Origin of the sequence: Paenibacillus sp. FSL K6-4396 (assembly GCF_038002525.1) — a bacterium.
Classification (GTDB): Bacteria; Bacillota; Bacilli; order Paenibacillales; family Paenibacillaceae; genus Paenibacillus; species Paenibacillus amylolyticus_B.
The window spans coordinates 2088525-2108472 of sequence record NZ_JBBOCR010000001.1; the positions used below are offsets into that span (position 1 = coordinate 2088525).

Annotated in this window: 17 protein-coding genes; 9 read left to right on the plus strand and 8 right to left on the minus strand. The window is 49.2% G+C overall.

Features of this window, described 5'->3' with window-relative positions; all coding sequences use genetic code 11:
• Nucleotides 1–10: 10 nt before the first annotated feature.
• The 5 genes from MHB85_RS09530 to MHB85_RS09550 are packed head-to-tail and all read right to left on the minus strand — an operon-like array spanning nucleotide 11 to nucleotide 6373.
• Entirely contained in the window at nucleotides 11–1189 is a 1179-nt protein-coding gene (locus MHB85_RS09530) for a YheC/YheD family endospore coat-associated protein (RefSeq protein WP_341072827.1), read from the minus strand.
• Between the two features lie 35 nt (nucleotides 1190–1224).
• A complete protein-coding gene (locus tag MHB85_RS09535) occupies nucleotides 1225–2331 on the minus strand; it encodes a YheC/YheD family endospore coat-associated protein (protein ID WP_341074214.1) in 1107 nt (368 codons plus the stop codon).
• The gene (locus tag MHB85_RS09540; protein WP_339183650.1) at nucleotides 2331–3704 is read right to left on the minus strand and encodes a YheC/YheD family endospore coat-associated protein; all 1374 of its coding nucleotides are present in this window, start codon (nucleotides 3702–3704) and stop codon (nucleotides 2331–2333) included. Before MHB85_RS09540 ends, MHB85_RS09535 begins: the two co-directional genes overlap by 1 nt.
• Nucleotides 3705–3764: 60 nt before the next feature.
• Complete coding sequence (locus MHB85_RS09545) at nucleotides 3765–4955, minus strand: YheC/YheD family endospore coat-associated protein (RefSeq protein WP_341072829.1); 1191 nt, start codon at nucleotides 4953–4955, stop codon at nucleotides 3765–3767.
• Nucleotides 4956–5005: 50 nt separating this feature from the next.
• Nucleotides 5006–6373, minus strand: a complete 1368-nt coding sequence (locus MHB85_RS09550; protein ID WP_074094376.1) for a YheC/YheD family endospore coat-associated protein — start codon at nucleotides 6371–6373, stop codon at nucleotides 5006–5008.
• Between the two features lie 236 nt (nucleotides 6374–6609).
• On the opposite strand from MHB85_RS09550, the gene MHB85_RS09555 reads away from it, so the two are divergent.
• From MHB85_RS09555 to MHB85_RS09565, 3 genes are all read left to right on the plus strand, one after another.
• On the plus strand, nucleotides 6610–6957 hold the full coding sequence (locus MHB85_RS09555; protein ID WP_036609862.1) for a YlbF family regulator: 348 nt from the start codon (nucleotides 6610–6612) through the stop codon (nucleotides 6955–6957).
• Between the two features lie 113 nt (nucleotides 6958–7070).
• On the plus strand, nucleotides 7071–7355 hold the full coding sequence (locus tag MHB85_RS09560) for a hypothetical protein (protein ID WP_085981456.1): 285 nt from the start codon (nucleotides 7071–7073) through the stop codon (nucleotides 7353–7355).
• A gap of 245 nt (nucleotides 7356–7600) precedes the next feature.
• Entirely contained in the window at nucleotides 7601–8935 is a 1335-nt protein-coding gene (locus tag MHB85_RS09565) for a DRTGG domain-containing protein (protein WP_341072831.1), read from the plus strand.
• 143 nt (nucleotides 8936–9078) lie between these two features.
• On the opposite strand, the gene MHB85_RS09570 is transcribed toward MHB85_RS09565, so the two are convergent.
• The 3 genes from MHB85_RS09570 to MHB85_RS09580 all read right to left on the minus strand — a co-directional run bounded on the left by MHB85_RS09570 (nucleotide 9079) and on the right by MHB85_RS09580 (nucleotide 10342).
• Nucleotides 9079–9420, minus strand: a complete 342-nt coding sequence (locus MHB85_RS09570) for a YtpI family protein (protein ID WP_091014581.1) — start codon at nucleotides 9418–9420, stop codon at nucleotides 9079–9081.
• Between the two features lie 82 nt (nucleotides 9421–9502).
• A complete protein-coding gene (locus MHB85_RS09575) occupies nucleotides 9503–9991 on the minus strand; it encodes a hypothetical protein (RefSeq protein WP_017689500.1) in 489 nt (162 codons plus the stop codon).
• Nucleotides 9992–10012: 21 nt separating this feature from the next.
• Entirely contained in the window at nucleotides 10013–10342 is a 330-nt protein-coding gene (locus MHB85_RS09580; RefSeq protein WP_026081169.1) for a YtrH family sporulation protein, read from the minus strand.
• A 266-nt stretch (nucleotides 10343–10608) separates the two neighbouring features.
• Between MHB85_RS09580 and MHB85_RS09585 the strand changes: the two genes are divergently transcribed.
• The 6 genes from MHB85_RS09585 (at nucleotide 10609) to pyk (ending at nucleotide 19883) form a co-directional block, all read left to right on the plus strand.
• Nucleotides 10609–14742 carry a DNA polymerase III subunit alpha gene (locus MHB85_RS09585; protein ID WP_341072832.1) on the plus strand — a complete coding sequence of 1378 codons (4134 nt, stop codon included), beginning with the start codon at nucleotides 10609–10611 and terminating at the stop codon, nucleotides 14740–14742.
• A 312-nt stretch (nucleotides 14743–15054) separates the two neighbouring features.
• Nucleotides 15055–15546, plus strand: coding sequence for a phosphatidylglycerophosphatase A family protein (locus MHB85_RS09590; protein ID WP_036609851.1), 492 nt, complete (start codon nucleotides 15055–15057; stop codon nucleotides 15544–15546).
• Nucleotides 15547–15830: 284 nt separating this feature from the next.
• Nucleotides 15831–16019 carry a hypothetical protein gene (locus tag MHB85_RS09595; RefSeq protein WP_017689496.1) on the plus strand — a complete coding sequence of 63 codons (189 nt, stop codon included), beginning with the start codon at nucleotides 15831–15833 and terminating at the stop codon, nucleotides 16017–16019.
• Between the two features lie 405 nt (nucleotides 16020–16424).
• Nucleotides 16425–17318 carry an acetyl-CoA carboxylase, carboxyltransferase subunit beta gene (gene accD, locus MHB85_RS09600; protein WP_036609844.1) on the plus strand — a complete coding sequence of 298 codons (894 nt, stop codon included), beginning with the start codon at nucleotides 16425–16427 and terminating at the stop codon, nucleotides 17316–17318.
• On the plus strand, nucleotides 17319–18350 hold the full coding sequence (locus MHB85_RS09605) for an acetyl-CoA carboxylase carboxyltransferase subunit alpha (protein WP_210107639.1): 1032 nt from the start codon (nucleotides 17319–17321) through the stop codon (nucleotides 18348–18350). It abuts the gene before it with no gap.
• Between the two features lie 105 nt (nucleotides 18351–18455).
• Nucleotides 18456–19883 (plus strand): pyruvate kinase, encoded by a 1428-nt coding sequence (gene pyk, locus MHB85_RS09610; protein WP_017689492.1) that lies wholly within the window; start codon nucleotides 18456–18458, stop codon nucleotides 19881–19883.
• Nucleotides 19884–19948: the final 65 nt, after the last annotated feature.

Consider the following 19948-nt stretch of genomic DNA (forward strand, 5'->3'; position numbering starts at 1 on the left):
TTTTCTTCACTCACTTGGCTTTCCTTTTTCTTTTTACTCTGGGTGATTTTTGCGTAATGGGCCTGGGGATGGCTGGCTTTCTGGCCGTTCCGGGAGGTCTGTTGCGATATACCCATAAGGCATACTCCAGCGGCTGAGTGATGGCTTTATAATAGATATCCCGCTCCCCGATGCGAGCGAATACTTCACGTGCAGGTTTGGGGTTAACTTCAAGCAGGTAGATACGCCCGCTTCTATCAATCGCCAAATCCAGTGCCAACTCACATAGGTCCCCATACGTATCTTCCAGAAACGAAGCAACATCAATGCCGAATTTCTCTGCAGTTGTGTTAATTTCTGCTCGGAGGTCGTCATCTTCGATCCATTGCTTCATGAGTCGGTCCATCGCTATTGCCTGACCGCCGCCATGCAGATTGGAGGTCACGCTTTTTTCTGCACCCATGCGTCCAGCACATCCAGTAAGCTTCCATTGTCCTTCACCGTTCTTCTGAACGAGCATGCGATAATCATGCACACGTCCATTCGGAAGCTGAAGTTGAATGCCCTTTTGTACAAGATACTTGTCTTTCATGTTCCAGTGCTGGAGCAACGCGCCAAGTCGTGATAAATGAACTTTACGTGGAGTGATGATACGACGCTTCTGATCCCGCCCCTGAACAAGCACCGTATTAGCCTCGCTACTGCTGCGTTCAATGCGCAGAATACCACGTCCACCTGTTCCATTAATGGGTTTGAGATAAACCAGAGAAGAAACTTTGAGCATCCGGTTTACATCGGACATATCCTGAAATAGAGCGGTTTCCGGCAGGTGTTCACGAAAGTTAGCTTTTTGTAAAAGGGTCTGGTGGATGGTCCATTTATTGCGCAGTGGCCTGTTCAGAAAGAGCAGATGCCCATATTTCTCGCGAAAAGCAAGCAATTGCTGGAACCTTCGGTTACGCTGAATTCGGCAGCGATCAAAGATCAGGTCCGGGAATGATCGCCACTCCCTGGACCAGCCTTTTCCTTCATGAAAAACCATGGCTTCAATTTGTTTGCCGCCGGGGTGTACGTCGGCTGGTGTGAATACATAGATATCGAGTCCCCGCTTGCGCCCTTCAAGAATCATTCTGCGATAAACGCTTCGTTCTTCAAGAGCGCGATGTTCATTTAAGTACAACGTCATAATGCCCAGAACAGGTGAGGACACAAACAATCACCTTCTTTTTGCAGTATTCCTGTCTATCATCGTTTGGACTGACGGGCAAGATAAGCGCTGTAGTGAAATATACGTTCCAATGATCGCCGTCTGATCTGTGGTTCATCAAACTTCATGGGCTTTGCATTGGCTTCGAAGAACCAGAGTTCCCCCAGGTCATCAATGCCCAGATCCATGGACATTTCTCCGAGCGTGTAACCTGATCCCCGTTCTACCTGTCTTGCAATCATTAATGAAGTGGATTTCACACGTTTCATCAGGGTTGTTGACATTTCTTCGCCAAAAAGCTCGGTCAGCAGCTTCTCAGGGTCTTCTACGCTCCCGCCGCGCGGCACATGAGTTGTAATGCTGCGGGAGCCAGCAAGTCTCGCTCCTACACCGGTTACGCTCCATTGGCCCTTGCTGTTCTTTTGTACAAGAACACGCAGATCGAAGGGGCGTTTACGAGAGGATGCCAGTTCAATGCCTTGTTGCATGATATAGGGCGTAAGTCCGGTTTCTTTGCGAATTCGTGCCCATAACTTGGCAAGTGTAGATGCTTTATAGGTCGTGCTCCTACGTGTGGTTTGTATTTTGAGTCGATAGGGAAGCCGTTCTTTTTCCTGGAATTTAAGCATCATGATTCCTTTGCCAGCTTTGCCGCTCTCGGGCTTGAGGTACAGATAGGGATACGCCCGTAGAACGGCACCCAGAGAAGAAGCGCTTCGCATCCGCCGAGTATAAGGGATCAGTTGCTGAGTCGATTTGGATTTCTTAAGCCATTCGAACAGATCCCATTTGTTGAAAAAGAATGGGTTATACAGTTCGATTCCTGATTGCATGCATTCGTCAATTTTACGCTGCACGGAAGGTTTTCCTTCGTCCTCCCGGTTGGGAATACGATTGTACAGAACATGGGGAAGGGGGAAAGGTTGTGAAACCCACTTTCCACTCCCCTTGTTGTACGTGTATCCTTTTACGGTGGGGCCACTCACGTTCAAATCCCGTACAGTTACAATGTACACCACGTATCCCATGCTCTCGCCTGTTTGTAAGATATCCTGAAAATTTTGATGATTTCCCCTGAACATGCGCTGTTTATCATGCATGGTCAAAACAGCAATGACAGGTTTGAAATCATCATGAAGGGTCATCAAATCTCTTCCTTCTTCCGGAACTTGCTCAAATACAGGCAGTGTTCCAAGATGTGCTCCACCGACGATTTGCCCTCCACCCGGAGTGAAGGGTGACGGAAAATGGAGCGCCCGGGTTTGGCGTTCGCTTCGAACATCCATACATGTTCCTCCTGATCAATGCCCAGATCAAAGCCAATCTCACCAATCAGATGCTGGTGCTGGGTTTCAATCGCCTGGGCCAGTGTAATAGCGACGGATTTGGCATGCTGAAGAACTTCTCCCGCACGATCGCCGAAGTTGCGACTGAGCGCCTGCTCAGGAGTCATTAGGGAGCCGCCATTTTTGATGTGTGTTGTGACGCTGCCACGTCCTGCCTTTTTGGCTCCAATCCCGACAACAACCCATTGATTGTTACCATTTTTGTGCATGTGAAAACGAAAATCAATTGGACACTCATCAATCTCAATTAGACGTATTCCCTGCTGAACTACATATCCGCGTAGCTGTTTGCCATGTCTTCCCTGAAGCATGCGCATCAGACTGTTGAAGGACCCAAAACGCAGGAGTGCATTACCGCCTTTTTTGCGATAACGTGCGAAATATCCACGTTTGGGCGAATAAGTCAGGCGGTAGATCCCGTTCCCCAGACTTCCTGCAGTAGGCTTATAGTAGACGAACTGATGGCGTTCCAACATTTCCTTCATCTGTTCAACGGACGGATTGGTAATTGATTCAGGGATATACCTTCCGGCTGTTGGTTCATTCTCCAGCAATGTATAGATATCCGATTTGTTGAAGAAGCTCCAGTTGAAAAAAGGAATTTTCCGACGGATAAATCGTTCCCGCAGTTGGTTAATGGCTGGTGAGAAATCTGAACGACGGCTGGGTAACCGGTTGTAGACAACATCGGGCAGAGGTACCGTTCTCCGGGTAAAGCTTCCGTTATCATTCAGAAAAAAACCGGATACCGTCTCATTCTGCCAATTGATATCCCGGGGAGTAAAGGCATAAATATAGGATTTTCGGCTGCCCTCACGGAGTAACTGTTTAATGAAACCAGTACGGGAACCGAATGGATTCGTGCTCGTCGCAGGCCCATCAGAGAGTACGCCGATCAGTGGACCTAACTGGACCTCATCATTTTGCAAATTCCGGAGATAAATACTTCCCCGTTTGGGAACGTTCATCATATTACGGATACCTGAAGCGAGATACAGATGTTTACCTGCTTTTTTGATTGGTTTTATCGTTGCAGGTACCCGGTCACGCCCGAAGCGAAGGTGCACCGTTTTTTTGCCGGACAGGTTGAGGCTCTTCATTAAAGCGTTGGATACATAAACCACTTTATCCGGTTGCTTGGTGAAATGCAGATTGCAAAAGGTCAAACTCATGATTTATCCTCCTATCCTGAAAAGATCCTTGGGCTCCATGGCAAGCGGGCGCTGCGGGCCTCAGCCGCCGTGAATCGGGATGGGTTTCAGGCCAGCTTTGCTGGATGTATTCGGCAATTTCATTGGACGAATGACGTCCGTGAGAACATGTTGTTGCAACAGATAACGGGCATAGGCAAGCGGCCGGGTATAAGTCAGGGTATGCATGCGTCGGTCGCCCGCTTCTGCGAATGAGGTGCGGCCTGGTTTGGAGTTGACTTCAATTAGCCAGAGTTGGCCCGCTGCATCTGCTCCGAAATCAAGCCCCAATTCGGCTAACCTGCCGAAACGGCTTTCCAGCAGGGTGGGGATAAGAGTAGCAGTCTGCCGGATGCTCTTCAGCAGAGTTTCCGTGCGGATCGTTCCATATCGCTGGAGCAGATATGCGTGGGCAGGATATGCTTTACCCCCACCGTGAAGATTGGACGTGAGTGAACCTTCAGGTCCTTCCCGTACCATACATCCGGTAAGTGTCCAGCGACCTTGCCCATTCTTTTGCATTAGAGCCCGTATGTCGAATGCTCTTCCATGATGGCTAAGCTCCAGATATGGCTGCACGATCATCTTACGCTCAGCCTGATGTAATGCTAGCCAGGAAGATACAGCCTGGGTATGGTTGAATGTAAGAAAAAAGGGTTCATTGTCCTTGTTACGCCCCTCCACGACCCATGTGGATGGGGTCGCTCCCTGAGACAGGCGAAAGGTATTTTTGCCATGAGTCCCGGATACCGGTTTGAAGAACAGTCCTTTGGGCCAACGGTCTAGCCATGTTTCCCAAGGAATATGCGATCCGATCCGGGTTGTGGGAGCAAGTTGAGACCTCAATTCAGGATTTCGGGACAACACACGATGTACCTCCCATTTTCCTGGAAGGGAAGCAGACCAATAACGGTGTTGATCTGTGCCGTTGGTTGGTATCCATTCCTTAAGCTGTTGTCTGACGTACCTGGAGATAGGGCGAAGACAACGATCCATAATGAGATCGACTGCAGGAACAGGTACCGAATTCCACTTCCCTTGATGATAGACATATCCCCATTGAAGAGGGAGATGGACTGCATCATTCGATATCGGGATCACAATAATCTGAAGGGCGTATAGCATACTCCCCAAACTGAGACGACGGCAGAAAAGTTCATCTGTAAAGGGAGGTGAGCCTTCGGTTGCACGTACCAGAATGGCCAGTGTCTTGGTATGAGATGATGGAAACATTACGCTGCACCTCTCCTCTATCAGATTTGTTTCCAATAAGGAATAACTTTTCAAAAACCCGCCAAGTACGTAGAGTATTCAAGCATGGCTTTGACGGAAGGGCGGATCTTGCTCTCACTCAGTGGTGTATTATCATTCTTGGATGGTTTGGAGTTTACTTCGAGCAGCCATACGCGCCCAGTGGTGTCCAGAGCCAGATCAATACCAAGTTCACCAAAATGAGCAGGGATGGCACTCTCGATCCCTTTTGCGATATCCAGTGCTGCGGTGTGTAATCCTGCATATGCGGAAGCTTTGGCTGATCCAGACAACTGTGTTTTGGCAACAGCATCCTTGACGGTGCTAAGACTTCCACCCCGTGCCAGATTGGATACGTAGTGACTCCCGCCCGCAATCCGGGCGACGATGGAGGTTACACTCCATTTACCTGTACGGTTTTTTTGCACGAGCGCACGGAAATCCACGGGTCTGCCACTGTTGTCAATGAGAGTCAGCCCTTGTTGGATCTGATATCGCGTTGTTTTCATTTTCCCCGACATACTGGCATACAGTTTATCCAGAGAAGTATACGTTTGTTTCCGGGTACCCCCGACACCCGTCGCCAGAGTCAGGAAGCTTCCGTCCGTCTGACGTGAGACCCGGATGATCCCTTTGCCTAAAGAACCGCGTACGGGCTTCAGAAATACAACCGGATGTCGGTTGCACATCGTCTTGAGCATGGCGGACGTCTTGAGTAAATGAGACTCGGGAAGAACTCGTTTAAGCGTTGAAATGGACTTGAGTGCGTCAAACACTTCGTTTTTGTCCAGAAACTTTTCATTGAAGGTTTGCGTACCGTAGAGCGATTTTACTTCTTTCATAAAATGCTGTACGCTAGGTTTGTTCTCAAGCTTGCGGGACGTTAGCCGGTTATTGACGACGTCTGCTACAGGCAGAACAGTCTTTTTCCAGCCGTCATCATACACCCAGCCTTTCATATAACCCGTTACCGCTCCAATATCCTCCGGTGTGAAAAAGGATACATAGGCGCCTTGCTTACGGCAGGCGTTCACCAGTTCTTGACAGAACATCGTGATGGAGCCAAAGGGCCGATCGGGCTGATCGGGATAATCCTGGCTAACCAGTACACTGATGTAGGGTCCAAGGCGAAGCGTACGGCTGGCTGAACGATAGGATACCCTCAGGACCGAACGTGGAACGAGACCGGTCTTGCTGGCAACTGTCTGATTGATGCGCAGCCCGTCATACCTTGGTACCGGAATAACAGTGACTTCGCGGCGGAAAGAGCCAAATTGCAGCTGAAGCGGCCTTCCTGAAGGGATTTTAAGCGCCTTAAGCACCCCTTCGCCCAGCATGATGACGTCGTCCTGCAGGATGCCCGAGCCGGTAACCTGAATCGTTACTTTTTTAGTGGACATCACGGATCTCCTTCCGGGCGGCAACTTGATGTCTGATCTCGAAGTTGAACGGCATCTGAACATGGCATGTGCTTCATCATATGAGGACATATAACCCTTGGTGATTGACCCATATGGATTAAATGCATTTGATTTAAGGCAGGTTATAGATGGCCTGTTTCAGATCGTCCTTGTTTGACAGGAGAGAAAAGCGTGTATTAACACGGATGAACAAACCAATCTGAGGAGGAATAATAGTGAACATTTATGACAAAGCCAATGATTTGGCCAAAGCACTGAGAGAAAGCAGCGAGGTGGAAGAGATTACTTCCGCGATGAAGCTGATTGAAGCTGATCCGGATGCAAAAGCAATGCTGGATAACTTCCGTGATCAACAAATGGAATTGCAACAACGTATGATGAGCGGGGATATGCCAGCTCCGGATGAGATGGAGAAAATGGAGAAACTGTTTGAAGTACTGAGCTTGAATCTGAACATCCGTCGCTTGTTTGATGCGGAGCGTCGCCTTAGTGTCATCATTGAAGACGTGAATAAAATTATTGCTGATAGTCTGGGTCATCTGTACGGTGGCGCTGAAGCGTAAAAAGGTAGTTCAAAAAGGTTGTCTTGTTTTTTTACCTGAACCTTTCATATTGGCTCCTTATCGTTCATAGACTAGACATATAGAGTCGATCAAGAACGAAGGAGCTGTGAATGGTGAAGAGGTTGAAAAAAGCAAAACATGTGATCTATCTGCTTATTGCGTTGTCGATGCTGGTCATTGCACTGCCGCGGATTTCCTTTGCTGGAGGAATGGACTGGGTTAATATTTTTGGCATCGTATGGGTGCTGTTCTCTTTATTAATCGTTGGTGCACATCTGCATTTTATTCTCGGTGTGGATGAAGAGAAGAAGCGTGCACTGGAAGCCGTTCGCCGGGCGAAGCTGCGGCAGTGGGAGATGAAACTGCTGGACAAGCAGGAGCGGAGCGAGTCTGTATAAGGTGTGGAAATACATTCTGCACGTCAGGGCCAACAGCGTTGGTTCTGCCTCTGGAATAAGACCGGATTACCTTGCGCATAAGGGGTCCGGTCTTTTTGGTATATAACGGATTAGCGTACAGCATGGAAGAGTGAACTCATTCGGTGCCATTCCCCTGAGAGCGGGATAGGATATGGGGTTATTTTCCTAAAGCCGTGTTATAATAGATACAGTATAGTACAGATGCATCTTCGGGGGTGGTACAGTTGGACGGACAGGAAGAGAACGTAACGAAGCATGAACAGTTACTTCAACATATTGAACAACTGAAGGTTGGCAGCAAAATATCAGTACGTGGACTTGCACGGGAGTTGGGTGTAAGTGAAGGGACAGCATATCGTGCGGTGAAAGAGGCGGAGAACTTCGGGCTGGTCGTGACCAAAGAACGAATTGGAACGGTGCGGATCGAGAAGAGACCTCGGGGCATGTCGGAACAGTTGACCTTTGCTGATGTTGTGACCATTGTGGAAGGCCATGTGCTGGGGGGGAGCGAAGGTCTCGCCAAACCGCTGCACAAGTATGTGATTGGTGCGATGAAAGAACAGGCAATGGCCCGTTATATTGACGCTGGAAGCTTGCTGATTGTGGGTAACCGTGAAGATGCTCACTCGCTTGCCCTCGAACAAGGAGCGGGCGTGTTGATTACGGGTGGTTTTGGGACAAGTCGTGAAGTAAGAATTATGGCTGACGAGCTTGGGCTACCGATTATTTCATCCAGACATGATACATTCACGGTGGCTTCGATGATTAACCGTGCGATCTTCGACCGGCTGATTAAGAAAAAAATTATGCTTGTTGAGGATATCATTGGTCAGAAACCTCGCTTGCAGGTATTGAAGGTGACCAGTTCAGCCGCAGATTTTCATATGTTGGTTTCAGAGACGGGTGAACATCGCTTTCCAGTCGTGGATGAATGGAACCGGGTCATCGGCATTGTGAGTCTGAAGGATGTCAGTGAGCTGAAAGAAGATCAAAGTATTGAGAAATGCGTGGTACGCCGCCCGATTACGGCTTCATTGCAGACATCTCTTGCTTCTGCTGCCCAGATTATGACTTGGGAAGGAATCGATTTTCTGCCAATCGTGGATCGGAACCGCAAACTGATTGCGTCCGTCACACGCAAGGAAGTGCTTCAGGCCATGCGGGATGCACAGAAGCAGCCACAACTGGGAGAGACGTTTGATCATCTGATCTGGAACGGGTTTGCCGAGGAGCGCGGTGAACAGAACGAATTGTTATTTCACGGATTCATCATTCCTCAGATGGCAACGGATCTGGGTACGATCTCCGAAGGTGTTCTGTTGAATGTGATGACTCAGGCTGGCCGACGGGCAGCGTGGGATGTTACAGGGAACGACCATGTGGTGGATAATGTAACGACGTATTTTGTTCGACCGGTTCAGATTGAGGATCAGATCCTGGTTCGACCGTTAATTCTGGAAACCAGTCGTCGAACGTGCAAAATGGACATTGTGGTTACCCGTGAAGGCAGTGTGGTATGCAAAGCGGTAATGACATTGCAGTCGATTGACCATGCCTAGCAGGGTACGTTGCCTGGGCATAGACAAAGAGAGTACTCCCTGATCGAGAAGCTCTGCCGGGTTGCGCTGTCGCGCGGTTCTGGCTTCGCTTAATGAAGGGAAGTACTCTCTTTTTGCAGACAGAACGATAACACATCAACGAATCATGCAGATTGTCCGGAGGTTTTACCTGATCCATTACTGGACCGTTGTTGAAGCCTCGCATAATAACTGCGGTTACGTATTCCGGCAAATACATTATACGCACCCATAATCAGAAATAGCGCTTCCACAACCACAGATAAAGTGGAACCCGTGAAGACAAACATCAGGATCAGCGCAAGCACAACAAGCATGCCACCCATCCAGATATTTGTCCACGAACGGTACAGACCGGCGCTGGCAGCATCCGAACTTCTGTGTGAACGAATACTGTTCAAGGCTGCAAAAACCATGGTAACAGCAAAGATGGCGATTAGAGCATATTTGAGTACATCAATGAACACAAAGACGCAGCTCCTTTTCTGGAAAGCATTTACTGCCCTTATTGTACCATGCAGAGATGCAGACAAGGGCAGTTTTTTGCTGTTACGCAGGAACGTGCATGCGAATCTGTACCCAAACTTGCAGTACCCCTTCCATAACTAGCATCGTTTTGACCTGAACGGTGTACTCCTTTTCCCTGACCGAGTACACTTTCTGATTCAGCATGATTCGCGTCATTTTGCTGTACTCATCAATGTTGAATACATCTCTGCCCCGAAGTACCTCAAGTTCGTCTCCGAGCTTCTGTAACATCACTTTCAGAGAAGCCTCGTCTGGTCCCTTATCCGATTCTTCTGCACGGACCTTGATTTCCTTGATAACGGTTTGGCGTTTACTGTATTTTTTCAGCGTTTTGATATCCTCCTCATTCTGATGCAGCTGAAGCTGCAGCTCCTGATTGTTCAGCCACAACGCATTGTAACTCAGGTGAAATACGCCGTTGTAGACGACACATCCAGCGATCATTCCCAGAACAAACACAGCGGTCATTCGCATCAGCGGGCGGTAACGGGAAAATGGCGGAATTCTCATGAACGCTGTTCCTGTCTCATATTAGCTCCGGCCTCCGCCGCACACCCATTTCACCAGCTCGGTTCCCATATGAGCGCCCATAAAAGCAGAGATCAAATACAGGATTTGTTTGACCGCCGGAGACAGGTTACCATCCAGGAAATTGCTCTCGATGACACGCATGGGATCTATTGTGCCGCCGACAGCGGCTGCGAGTGCCCATATCTTTATTTTCCCAGAAATATCGAGCATCGTCTGTGTCGGAGGCTGAAGAGAGATCACTGCTCCAATACCTCCGATCATCGCGCCGCCCAGCACGATTCCAAACGCAATAAAGAAATCAAGAATGGCTTTGGACAAAAATGTGCTCACTGGCAACACCCCTTTCAGACCTAGCAGCACACCTCCTGTCTTTGGTCTGTCACAGGGGGAGCGGCTTGTACTTCTATTGTATGGGCGTGCCCCCGAACGTTATGATAAAATAGAATAATAAAGTCTCCTTTTAAGAGGTTGTTACAAATTCTAATAAAGAGACTCCATTTTTTATTTATTTAATTCATATATATGAGATAGATAGGGTAGCAGACGGATCAGAAGATCGATGCTGCGACTATCTGCGGCGAAAGGAAGAAAAAAACATGAGTTCTTTTGTGCATTTGCACGTTCACAGCGAATACAGTTTGCTGGACGGCGCTGCGCGTATTCCGGATCTCGTGAATAAGGCTGCAGATCTCGGAATGACGACACTTGCGCTGACCGACCATGGCGTGATGTATGGTGCAATTCCTTTTTATAAAGCATGTATGGAGCGAGGCATCAAGCCGATTATAGGGTGCGAGGCATACATGACAGCAGGGTCCCGCAAAGAGCGGGGAAGCCGCAAGGATCAACCGATTCATCACTTGATTTTGCTGGCCAAAAATATGACGGGTTACCGTAATTTGATGAAATTGTGCTCCATTGGACATCTCGAAGGTTTTCATTACAAACCCCGTGTAGATATGGAAAGTCTGGCTGCCCATCACGAAGGCATTATCTGTCTAAGTGCGTGTCTGGGTGGTGAAGTACCACAACATTTGCTGCATGGAAGAGAAGAAGAGGCGAGACGTGCGGCGTTACGCTACAAAAATATCTTTGGTGACGACTTCTATCTGGAACTTCAGGATCATGGGCTTTCCGAGCAAAAAAGGGTAAATCCGCAGTTGATCAAACTGGCTGCTGAGCTGGAGATCCCGCTTGTAGCGACCAATGATGCGCATTACCTGTCGGAAGAGGATGCTGAGCTTCAGGATGTGCTGATCTGTATCGGAACGGGCAAGACGGTGGATGATGAGAATCGGCTCCGAATTGGAACCAATCAGCTCTATCTGAAAAGTGAAGAAGAGATGGCTCGTTTGTTTCCTCATGTACCGGAAGCTCTGGAAAATACCGTTCGCATTGCGGATTCCTGTGAGTTGAAGCTGGAATTCGGCAAATCAATTTTGCCGGAATACAGACCGCTTCCTGATGGACTCAGCCCTTCGGCGTATCTGCGTCAGCTGTGCGAAGAAGGAATGGAGGAGCGTTATGCGCAGTCCACGCGTTGGACAGATGCGGAGCTTCGATCCGAACTCGAACAACGATTGGCGTATGAGCTGGGTATAATCGACAGCATGGGATTCTCGGATTATTTCCTGATTGTTTGGGATTTTATCGCCTATGCGCATAAACAAGGCATTGTTACTGGACCGGGCCGGGGCTCCTCGGCAGGTAGTCTGGTAGCGTACACTTTGCATATTACCGATGTTGATCCGATGAAATATAATCTGCTCTTCGAACGATTCCTGAATCCCGAGCGGATCTCCATGCCTGATATAGATATTGACTTCAGCGATGAGCGGCGGGATGAGGTCATTGATTATGTCGCTCATAAATATGGCAAAGCCCATGTCGCCCAAATTATTACGTTTGGAACGATGGCTGCTCGGGCGGCCGTGCGTGATGTTGGACGTGCACTGAATGTGCCTTACGGCGAAGTGGACAAGGCTGCAAAGCTGATTCCAGCGCAGCTCGGCATTAACATCGAGCGGGCCATGGAAGCTACACCTGAACTGAAGGCGCTGTATGAAACCAAGCCTAAGACACGTGAGCTGCTGGATATGGCGATGAAGGTCGAGGGCATGCCACGTCATGCTTCGACGCATGCTGCGGGAGTGGTTATCTCCCGTGACCCGCTGACCGATGCGGTGCCACTTCAGGAGGGCAGTGAAGGGACAGCGTTAACCCAGTATTCCATGGAAAACCTGGAGTCTATTGGGTTGCTTAAGATGGACTTTCTTGGTTTGCGTACCCTCTCAATCATTGAGCGGTGTGTACGCTGGATTGGGGAACATGGAGAAATTCCGGACTTCCGTCTTATTCCCGATGATGATCCGTTAACGTACGAGATGCTTGGGCGAGGGGACACGATGGGCATATTCCAACTGGAATCTGCCGGGGTACGCCGTGTGCTGAAAGAGATGAAGCCAAGTAGTTTTGAAGATGTAATCTCTGTACTTGCCTTGTACCGTCCGGGTCCGATGGAGTTCATATCTAAATACATTCAGGGCAAGCATGGACAGATTGAAGTGGATTACCCCCATGTGGATCTCGAGCCTATCCTGAAAGATACGTACGGCATCATCGTGTATCAGGAACAGATCATGCAGATAGCCTCCCGGATGGCGGGTTTCTCGCTGGGTGAGGCAGATTTGCTCCGCAGAGCGGTCTCCAAGAAGAAACGGGAAGTGCTGGATCTGGAGCGTGGACACTTTGTACAAGGTAGCCTGAAACAAGGGTATAGCGAAGAAGAGGCAGACCTGGTCTATGATATGATCGTCAAGTTTGCCAACTATGGCTTCCCGCGTGCTCATGCCGCAGCATATGGTGTGCTTGCGTTCCAGACGGCGTATCTGAAGGCGCATTATCCGGTTCATTTTATGGCATCCATGTTAACAGCTGTAATGGGCAGTCATCGGAAAGTGGCAGAGTACGTAGTGGAATGTCGGCGTATGGACATGGAGGTGCTTCCGCCGGATGTGAATGAGAGCGGTATTCTGTTTACACCTGTATTTATGCCGTCCGGCAGCGCAGGAGCCGGGGATCAGAGCAGCGCATCGCAGCAGACTGCGGGAGCAGATGCCAAGAGTGACGCCGGAAGCCCTTCCCAAGAACATGCAGCGAATGGTAACGGGAGTTCCTTCAGGGAAGATCGCGTTCATGAGCATAATGGGCATTCGGAACAAGCAGAATATGGTGAAGCACCTCTGCCGGATGATCCCGGTCCTGGACCCGATGAGGACAGTGGTGGATATGATTGGCAGGCAGCGACAACCATGCCTGAGGCATCCGACAACCGGAAGGAACCGGGATTGGTGGCGGCTTCTTCATTGGAAAATGGTAATGACGAAGGACAAGAAGCGTCTTCCTCTCACGAGGAGCATGGGGAACTGTCCTCTGCGGAGAAGAACGTTGCAGTGTCTAATGATAGTCCGGATGAGGAAAAATTAACGGGTGCAATACGATTTGGTCTGGCGGCTGTGAAAAATGTTGGTACCCAGGCAATGGAAAGCATTATGATCGTAAGGCAGGAGAGACCGTTCGACAGTTTGCTCGATTTTTGTCGTCGTGTGGATCTGCGTGTATGCAACAAACGTGTGATTGAATCGCTGATCCAGGCTGGAGCTTTTGACACATTACCTGGGCACCGGGCCCAATTGCTGGCGATGCTGGATGAGACTGTTGAGGCGGCTCTGAAATGGCGCAAGGAACGTGAGGATCTGCAGATTCAATTGTTCGACTTTGTTGAGACGCCAAACTGGGAGATTGAATATCCGGAAATTCCTCCTTATTCCTCAGGGCAGCAACTGGAGCTAGAGCGAGAGTTGTTAGGTTTGTATCTCTCTGGGCATCCGCTGGATGACTATGAAGATGTGCTGGAATCGAGTGGGGCTGACCGGATCATGGAGCTGACCGAGGCTGCAGACGACACGATGACCGTCGCTGCGGGTATGGTTGTGTCCGTGAAGTCGATTACGACGAAACAGGGCAAAGCTATGGCGTTCATGGAGCTGGAAGACCAGATTGAACGCTGTGAAGTGGTTCTCTTTCCCGAGGTATGGCGGCGTAGCCAGCAGCATGTCGGGAAAGGTGAACTGCTCGTCGTGCGTGCCAAAGTGCAGCAGCAGGACGAAGGGTTTAAGCTGCTGGCTGAGGAAGTGGTGCCGTTGTCACCGGCGGCACTGGAGCAGCAGCTGCGCAGCCGCGACCGGCGCGTCAAGCCCGGCAGCGGCAGCTCTTCGCGCCCGGCGCAGGCGGCTTCGCCGCGGCAGCCAGCGGGCGCAGGAGCCGAAGCGCAGCGCAGCAGCGCAGGCGGGGATGCTTCCGGTGCGCGTAGCAGCGGGAGCCAAGGCTCGGCAGCGACGCGCAGCGGTGCAGCGGGCGCAGCCACGGCGGCGGCTTCCCGCCCTGGCGGTGCCGCTGAGGCGGCAGGCAGCCCGGCGCAGAGCCGCGAACCGCGGGCTGTGGAGCAGCGGGTGTTCGTGAAGATTGCCCCGCATGCGGAGAAGCCTGAGCTTCTGGCACGTCTGAAGCAGCTGCTTCAGGAGCATCCCGGACCTGTGGCGACAGTGCTCTTCTATGAGCAGCAGCAGAAGCTGCTTGCGCTGAGTGATGCCTACCGGATTAAGCCATCACCAACTTTGTTCTCCGATATGGAGAAAATGCTGGGTGAAGGTACGGTCAAGATTAAATAAAAGACTGTCCCGTGTAATTGATGGTTCTTATTCCATAAAAAAAACCTGTTTAGCTCAATGCTGAACAGGTTTTTTTTTGATTATTTTAGTGCGAGCGCGGTTCACTGACGACAGGGTTTAAACAAACAAATTACAGACTTTTTATAGACCAGCTACAGACCAGAGCGGAATGTACAATCCTGCAACATGTCCAGGGTGCGACTGGTCTTAACCATCCGCACATTTTATGAACATTTTAACAGGTTGCTGCATACACTTGAGAACACCGAAGGACCTCGCGGTCCTCGGGGGATTGATGCGGGAGGTCGAGATATGTCATATGAAATCGTAGAAGCCATGCTGGCCCGGCGGGGTGTACGGATTGATGCAATCGCAGCAATTGTATACCGTCTGCAAAAAGGGTACCACCCCGAACTGACCTTGGACGACTGTGTAACCAGCGTGAAATCCGTTCTGCAGAAACGAGAGGTGCAATATACGCTCTATACGGGTATTGCTCTCGACGAACTTGCAGAGAAAAAGCTCTTGCCCCAACCGTTACAGGCTATTATGGAAGCGGATGAATCCCTGTATGGAGTGGACGAGACTCTGGCCCTCGGCATTACTCATGTGTATGGTATGATTGGTTTAACCAGCTTTGGTTACCTGGATAAAGAAAAAATAGGTGTAATTCATGATTTGAACGAACACACAACAGCCATTCATGTCTTTTTGGATGATCTGGTCGCAGGGGTGGCCGCTGCGGCTTCTGCCCGGATTGCACACAAAAATATTAAAGCCAAAAAATACCCCTCAGACCTTTAACCCCCTGTATTTCCATGCTTGTCTGTTATGGTCAATCTAATGGCTCATATGAAGGTCTTCAAGGGCGGCTGACGCTGCCCTGATAAGCTTGCGGCTGCTTATGGAAGAGGTATGAACAAGAAGATTTCGTCAACCATATGAGTTATTCGTGGGGGACTAATGTCCCTCATGATCCCAAATTCTCCCCAAAGGTCCCGAACCCTTTCTTGCAGAAAAAAAGTGAGGTATGTTATCATTAGTCCAATATACGGGCTCTGAACATTAGCTTAGGGGGCGGACAAGGCATGTGGACGGTGATTTACATTGCACCGACAGCAAAGGTTGCGGACAAGATCAAGACCAAGCTTTCGGAAGAAGGTTTTCTGGTACAGACCCGTCCCATCAGTTTATCCAAGCAGCAATTTGAGATTCGCGTCCCTTCTGGGGAATTGGAAGAGGTCCAGGAAGTGCTGAATTCCATTTTGCATTCCTGATTTGTTCGACATCAACGTGCCTTGGCAGATGAAGAAGTACCATCGGTACATAAGGGACTAATCGCGTAAGCGGAGAGAGGAATCGACTTGCATGTATTGTATGCTGCTGTCCTTCCTTCTTTTTTTGTTAGGACAAGGACCGACCTGGTTGCTCCCGGAGACCCTACCAAGATAGATTCAAACATCGGCGCAACAATCTTTCGGTTTTTGCAGGTAACATCAATCGTGCTGACAGAAGCCGGTGATCCTTGCCCTGTACCGGCGGATTTTTTTGTTGTGAATGCTGGACAAGGCCCATGGCAGCGTGTGGGTCGTAAGCGGTTTACCGTAGCACGCGGATGAAGCTGCCACAAGCAGCGATCTGCAGGTTGCGGCCATCAAATCAACGGCTGGAGAGGTGTAGTTGTGTTCAAAGATATATTCCAGAAGAAACGGAAGTACGCTACCATACCTTCCGAGCGTGCACTTCCCGGCGAAGGCCAGGAAGTCCTAGAACGCCCAAAACGTGAAATACCTGAAGGGCTTATGAACAAGTGCAGCAAATGCGGCACGATTCAATATAGCAAGGAATTGGAGAAAAATCTGAAAGTATGTCCTGCCTGCGGTTACCATATGCGTCTTAACGCTATGGAGCGCATTGCTATGGTACTTGATGATCAAGGATTTGTTGAATTTGATGCTGATATGATATCGGTTGATCCACTTGGCTTTCCTGGATATAGCAACAAACTGGAACAACAGCGCCTGAAATCAGGTCTTAAGGAAGCTGTAATTACGGGGGAAGGAACCATTGATGGCCTGCCTGTAGTTGTGGCTGTCATGAGCTTTGATTTCTTCACAGGCAGCATGGGTTCTGTTGTAGGGGAGAAAATTACCCGTGCCATTGAGCATGCCACAGAAAAACGGTTACCATTGATTATTTTTTCAACATCAGGTGGTGCCCGGATGCAAGAGAGTATTCTCAGTCTCATGCAAATGGCCAAAACAAGCGCAGCTTTATCCCGTTTGGATGAACAGGGCGGGCTGTACATTTCGGTCATTACGGACCCAACGACAGGTGGAGTCTCGGCAAGTTTTGCGAGCCTGGGCGATATTAATATTGCCGAACCTGGCGCTGTATTTGGTTTTGCCGGCAGAATCGTTATCGAACAGACCATCCGTCAGAAGTTACCTGATGATTTCCAAACGGCTGAATTTAATATGCAACATGGTCAGTTGGACATGGTTGTGCACCGGAAAGAGCTTCGGGCCACTCTTGGCAAGCTTCTGGATATGCATAGTGAAAAAGGAGGGGTCTAAATGGCGGGTGAGTTGCCATATGAAGCGCCTCTGGTTGAGATGCGCAAAAAGATTGATGAACTCGTACAGTTTGGACAGGAAAAAGGGATCGACTTCACGGACGAGATTGCCCGCCTGGAAGAACGTTACCATAGACTTGAAGAAGAGATCTACACTGGCATAACAGCAGCTCAGAAGATGCATCTGGCCCGTCATCAGCAGCGCCCAACGGCGCTGGACCTGATCCAGCTGATATTTACGGACTTCATTGAGCTGCACGGTGATCGCATGTTCGGAGACGATCTTGCGGTTGTTGGCGGACTTGCCAAGTTGAATGGAAAGACAGTAACGGTAATCGGACAACAGCGGGGGAAAGACACGAAGGATAATATCGCCCGCTTTTTCGGTAGCGCTCATCCAGAAGGTTTCCGAAAAGGACTGCGTCTGATGAAACAAGCGAACAAATTTGGCCGTCCTATTATTACATTTATTGATACTAAAGGGGCGTATCCGGGTAATACTGCAGAAGAGAGAGGTCAATCGGAAGCGATTGCTCGCAACCTGATGGAAATGGCGAAGCTATCGGTTCCTGTTATTGTTGTGGTCATCGGCGAAGGTGGAAGCGGCGGTGCCCTCGCTATGGCTGTGGGTAATCGTGTGTTGATGCTGGAACATGCGATCTATTCTGCAATCTCTCCGAACGGCGCTGCTTCTATTCTCTGGAAGGATGCATCCAAGGCAGATCAGGCGGCTGAAGCAATGAAAATAACAGCCAAAGACCTGCTGGAGATGGAAGTCATTGAAGAGATTGTCCCTGAGCCACGCGGCGGTGCTCATCGGGATTATGAAGCGTCTGCTGCTTTCATCAGTGAAGCTTTGGTCCGTCATCTCGACGATATGAAGGGTTGGAGCGGGGATCAACTGAAACAGGATCGTTATGAGAAATTCCGTAAAATTGGATCGGTCACGTTTGAACCTCAAGCATCCATTGAAACGCCTCAAGAGCTTGTAGAAGTCGATGTTGCGAGTAATTTGTCGGGAAATGCTGAATAATGTGACGAATTTCCTATACAAATGAGCAAAAGTATAGTAAATTTAATAGTTGGAAAAAGAAAAATAGATAAAGAGTAATACCTTTAAAATCGGAGGAAACCCAAAATGCGTAAAACGAAAATTGTATGTACCATTGGTCCATCCAGTGAATCTCTGGAGAATACCAAAAAATTGATTATGGCCGGTATGAATGTGGCCCGTCTGAACTTCTCCCACGGTGATTTCGATGAGCACGGCGGACGGATCATTGCGATTCGCCAAGCATGCGAAGAGTTGAACAAAACAGTAGCGATTCTGCTGGACACCAAAGGACCGGAAATTCGGACAGGTAAACTCGAAGTTGAACCAATTGAATTGGTTCAAGACGAGTACATCACTTTGACAACAGAAGAAATTCTGGGCACCAAAGAACGTCTTTCCATTACGTATACAGATCTTCCGAATGATGTTGAACCGGGATCTACAATTCTGATCGACGACGGTCTGATCGGACTGACTGTGGTGGAAGTGCAAGGCACCGAGATCAAATGCCGTATCGTTAACGGCGGATCGATCAAAAGCAAAAAAGGTGTTAACGTTCCGGGCGTTGCTATTTCTCTGCCGGGTATCACCGAAAAAGACGCTAACGATATCGTATTTGGTATCGAACAAGGTGTCGATTTCATCGCGGCTTCTTTTGTACGTAAAGCAAGTGACGTACTTGAGATTCGTGAATTGCTTGAAAAACACAATGCTGGACATATCCAAATCATCTCCAAAATCGAAAACCAACAAGGTGTCGATAACCTCGACGAAATCCTTGAAGTGTCTGACGGCCTGATGGTTGCTCGTGGAGACCTGGGTGTTGAGATTCCTGCGGAAGAAGTACCATTGGTACAAAAACGCATGATCCAAAAATGTAACGTTGCAGGTAAACCGGTTATCACAGCAACACAAATGCTGGATTCCATGCAGCGTAACCCGCGTCCAACACGTGCGGAAGCAAGTGACGTGGCGAATGCGATCTTCGACGGTACGGACGCAATCATGTTGTCCGGTGAGACAGCTGCGGGTAAATACCCGGTTGAATCTGTTCTGACTATGTCCCGTATTGCTGAAAAAGCAGAATCTGCTCTGCCTTACCAAGAGTTGTACCTGAAACAACGTGTTGCTCAACAAACAACAGTTACAGAAGCAATCAGCCAATCGGTTGCTCTCCAAGCTCAAGATTTGAACGCAAAAGCGATCATCACTTCGACTGAATCAGGACACACTGCACGCATGATTTCCAAGTATCGTCCAGAATCTCCGATTATCGCTGTGACAACGGAAGACAGAACTTCCCGTCGTTTGGCTCTGGCTTGGGGTGTAACTCCTGTCAAAGGAAGACTGGTTGATTCCACGGATGCTTTGTTCGAAAACGCAATTGAAGGCGGCGTAAAATCCGGACTTGTTAAAGAAGGAGACCTGGTTGTGATCACAGCAGGTGTACCTTTGGGTCGTTCCGGTTCTACCAACCTGATTAAAGTAAGCCAAATTCCAAACAACGCTTAATAGCGTCTTGGATGGAGAAGCAACAGGAAAGAAGCAATGGGGCGTTCTTGTCCCGTTGCTTTTTT

What these genes read in the sequence shown, in the direction of transcription:
- MHB85_RS09535 (WP_341074214.1), bottom strand. Translation starts at nt 2,331, where the DNA reads ATGACCCTTCATGATGATTTCAAACCTGTCATTGCTGTTTTGACCATG.
- MHB85_RS09540 (WP_339183650.1), bottom strand. Translation starts at nt 3,704, where the DNA reads ATGAGTTTGACCTTTTGCAATCTGCATTTCACCAAGCAACCGGATAAA.
- MHB85_RS09545 (WP_341072829.1), bottom strand. Translation starts at nt 4,955, where the DNA reads ATGTTTCCATCATCTCATACCAAGACACTGGCCATTCTGGTACGTGCA.
- MHB85_RS09550 (WP_074094376.1), bottom strand. Translation starts at nt 6,373, where the DNA reads ATGTCCACTAAAAAAGTAACGATTCAGGTTACCGGCTCGGGCATCCTG.
- MHB85_RS09575 (WP_017689500.1), bottom strand. Translation starts at nt 9,991, where the DNA reads ATGAGAATTCCGCCATTTTCCCGTTACCGCCCGCTGATGCGAATGACC.
- MHB85_RS09585 (WP_341072832.1), top strand. Translation starts at nt 10,609, where the DNA reads ATGAGTTCTTTTGTGCATTTGCACGTTCACAGCGAATACAGTTTGCTG.
- MHB85_RS09590 (WP_036609851.1), top strand. Translation starts at nt 15,055, where the DNA reads ATGTCATATGAAATCGTAGAAGCCATGCTGGCCCGGCGGGGTGTACGG.
- MHB85_RS09595 (WP_017689496.1), top strand. Translation starts at nt 15,831, where the DNA reads ATGTGGACGGTGATTTACATTGCACCGACAGCAAAGGTTGCGGACAAG.
- MHB85_RS09605 (WP_210107639.1), top strand. Translation starts at nt 17,319, where the DNA reads ATGGCGGGTGAGTTGCCATATGAAGCGCCTCTGGTTGAGATGCGCAAA.
- pyk (WP_017689492.1), top strand. Translation starts at nt 18,456, where the DNA reads ATGCGTAAAACGAAAATTGTATGTACCATTGGTCCATCCAGTGAATCT.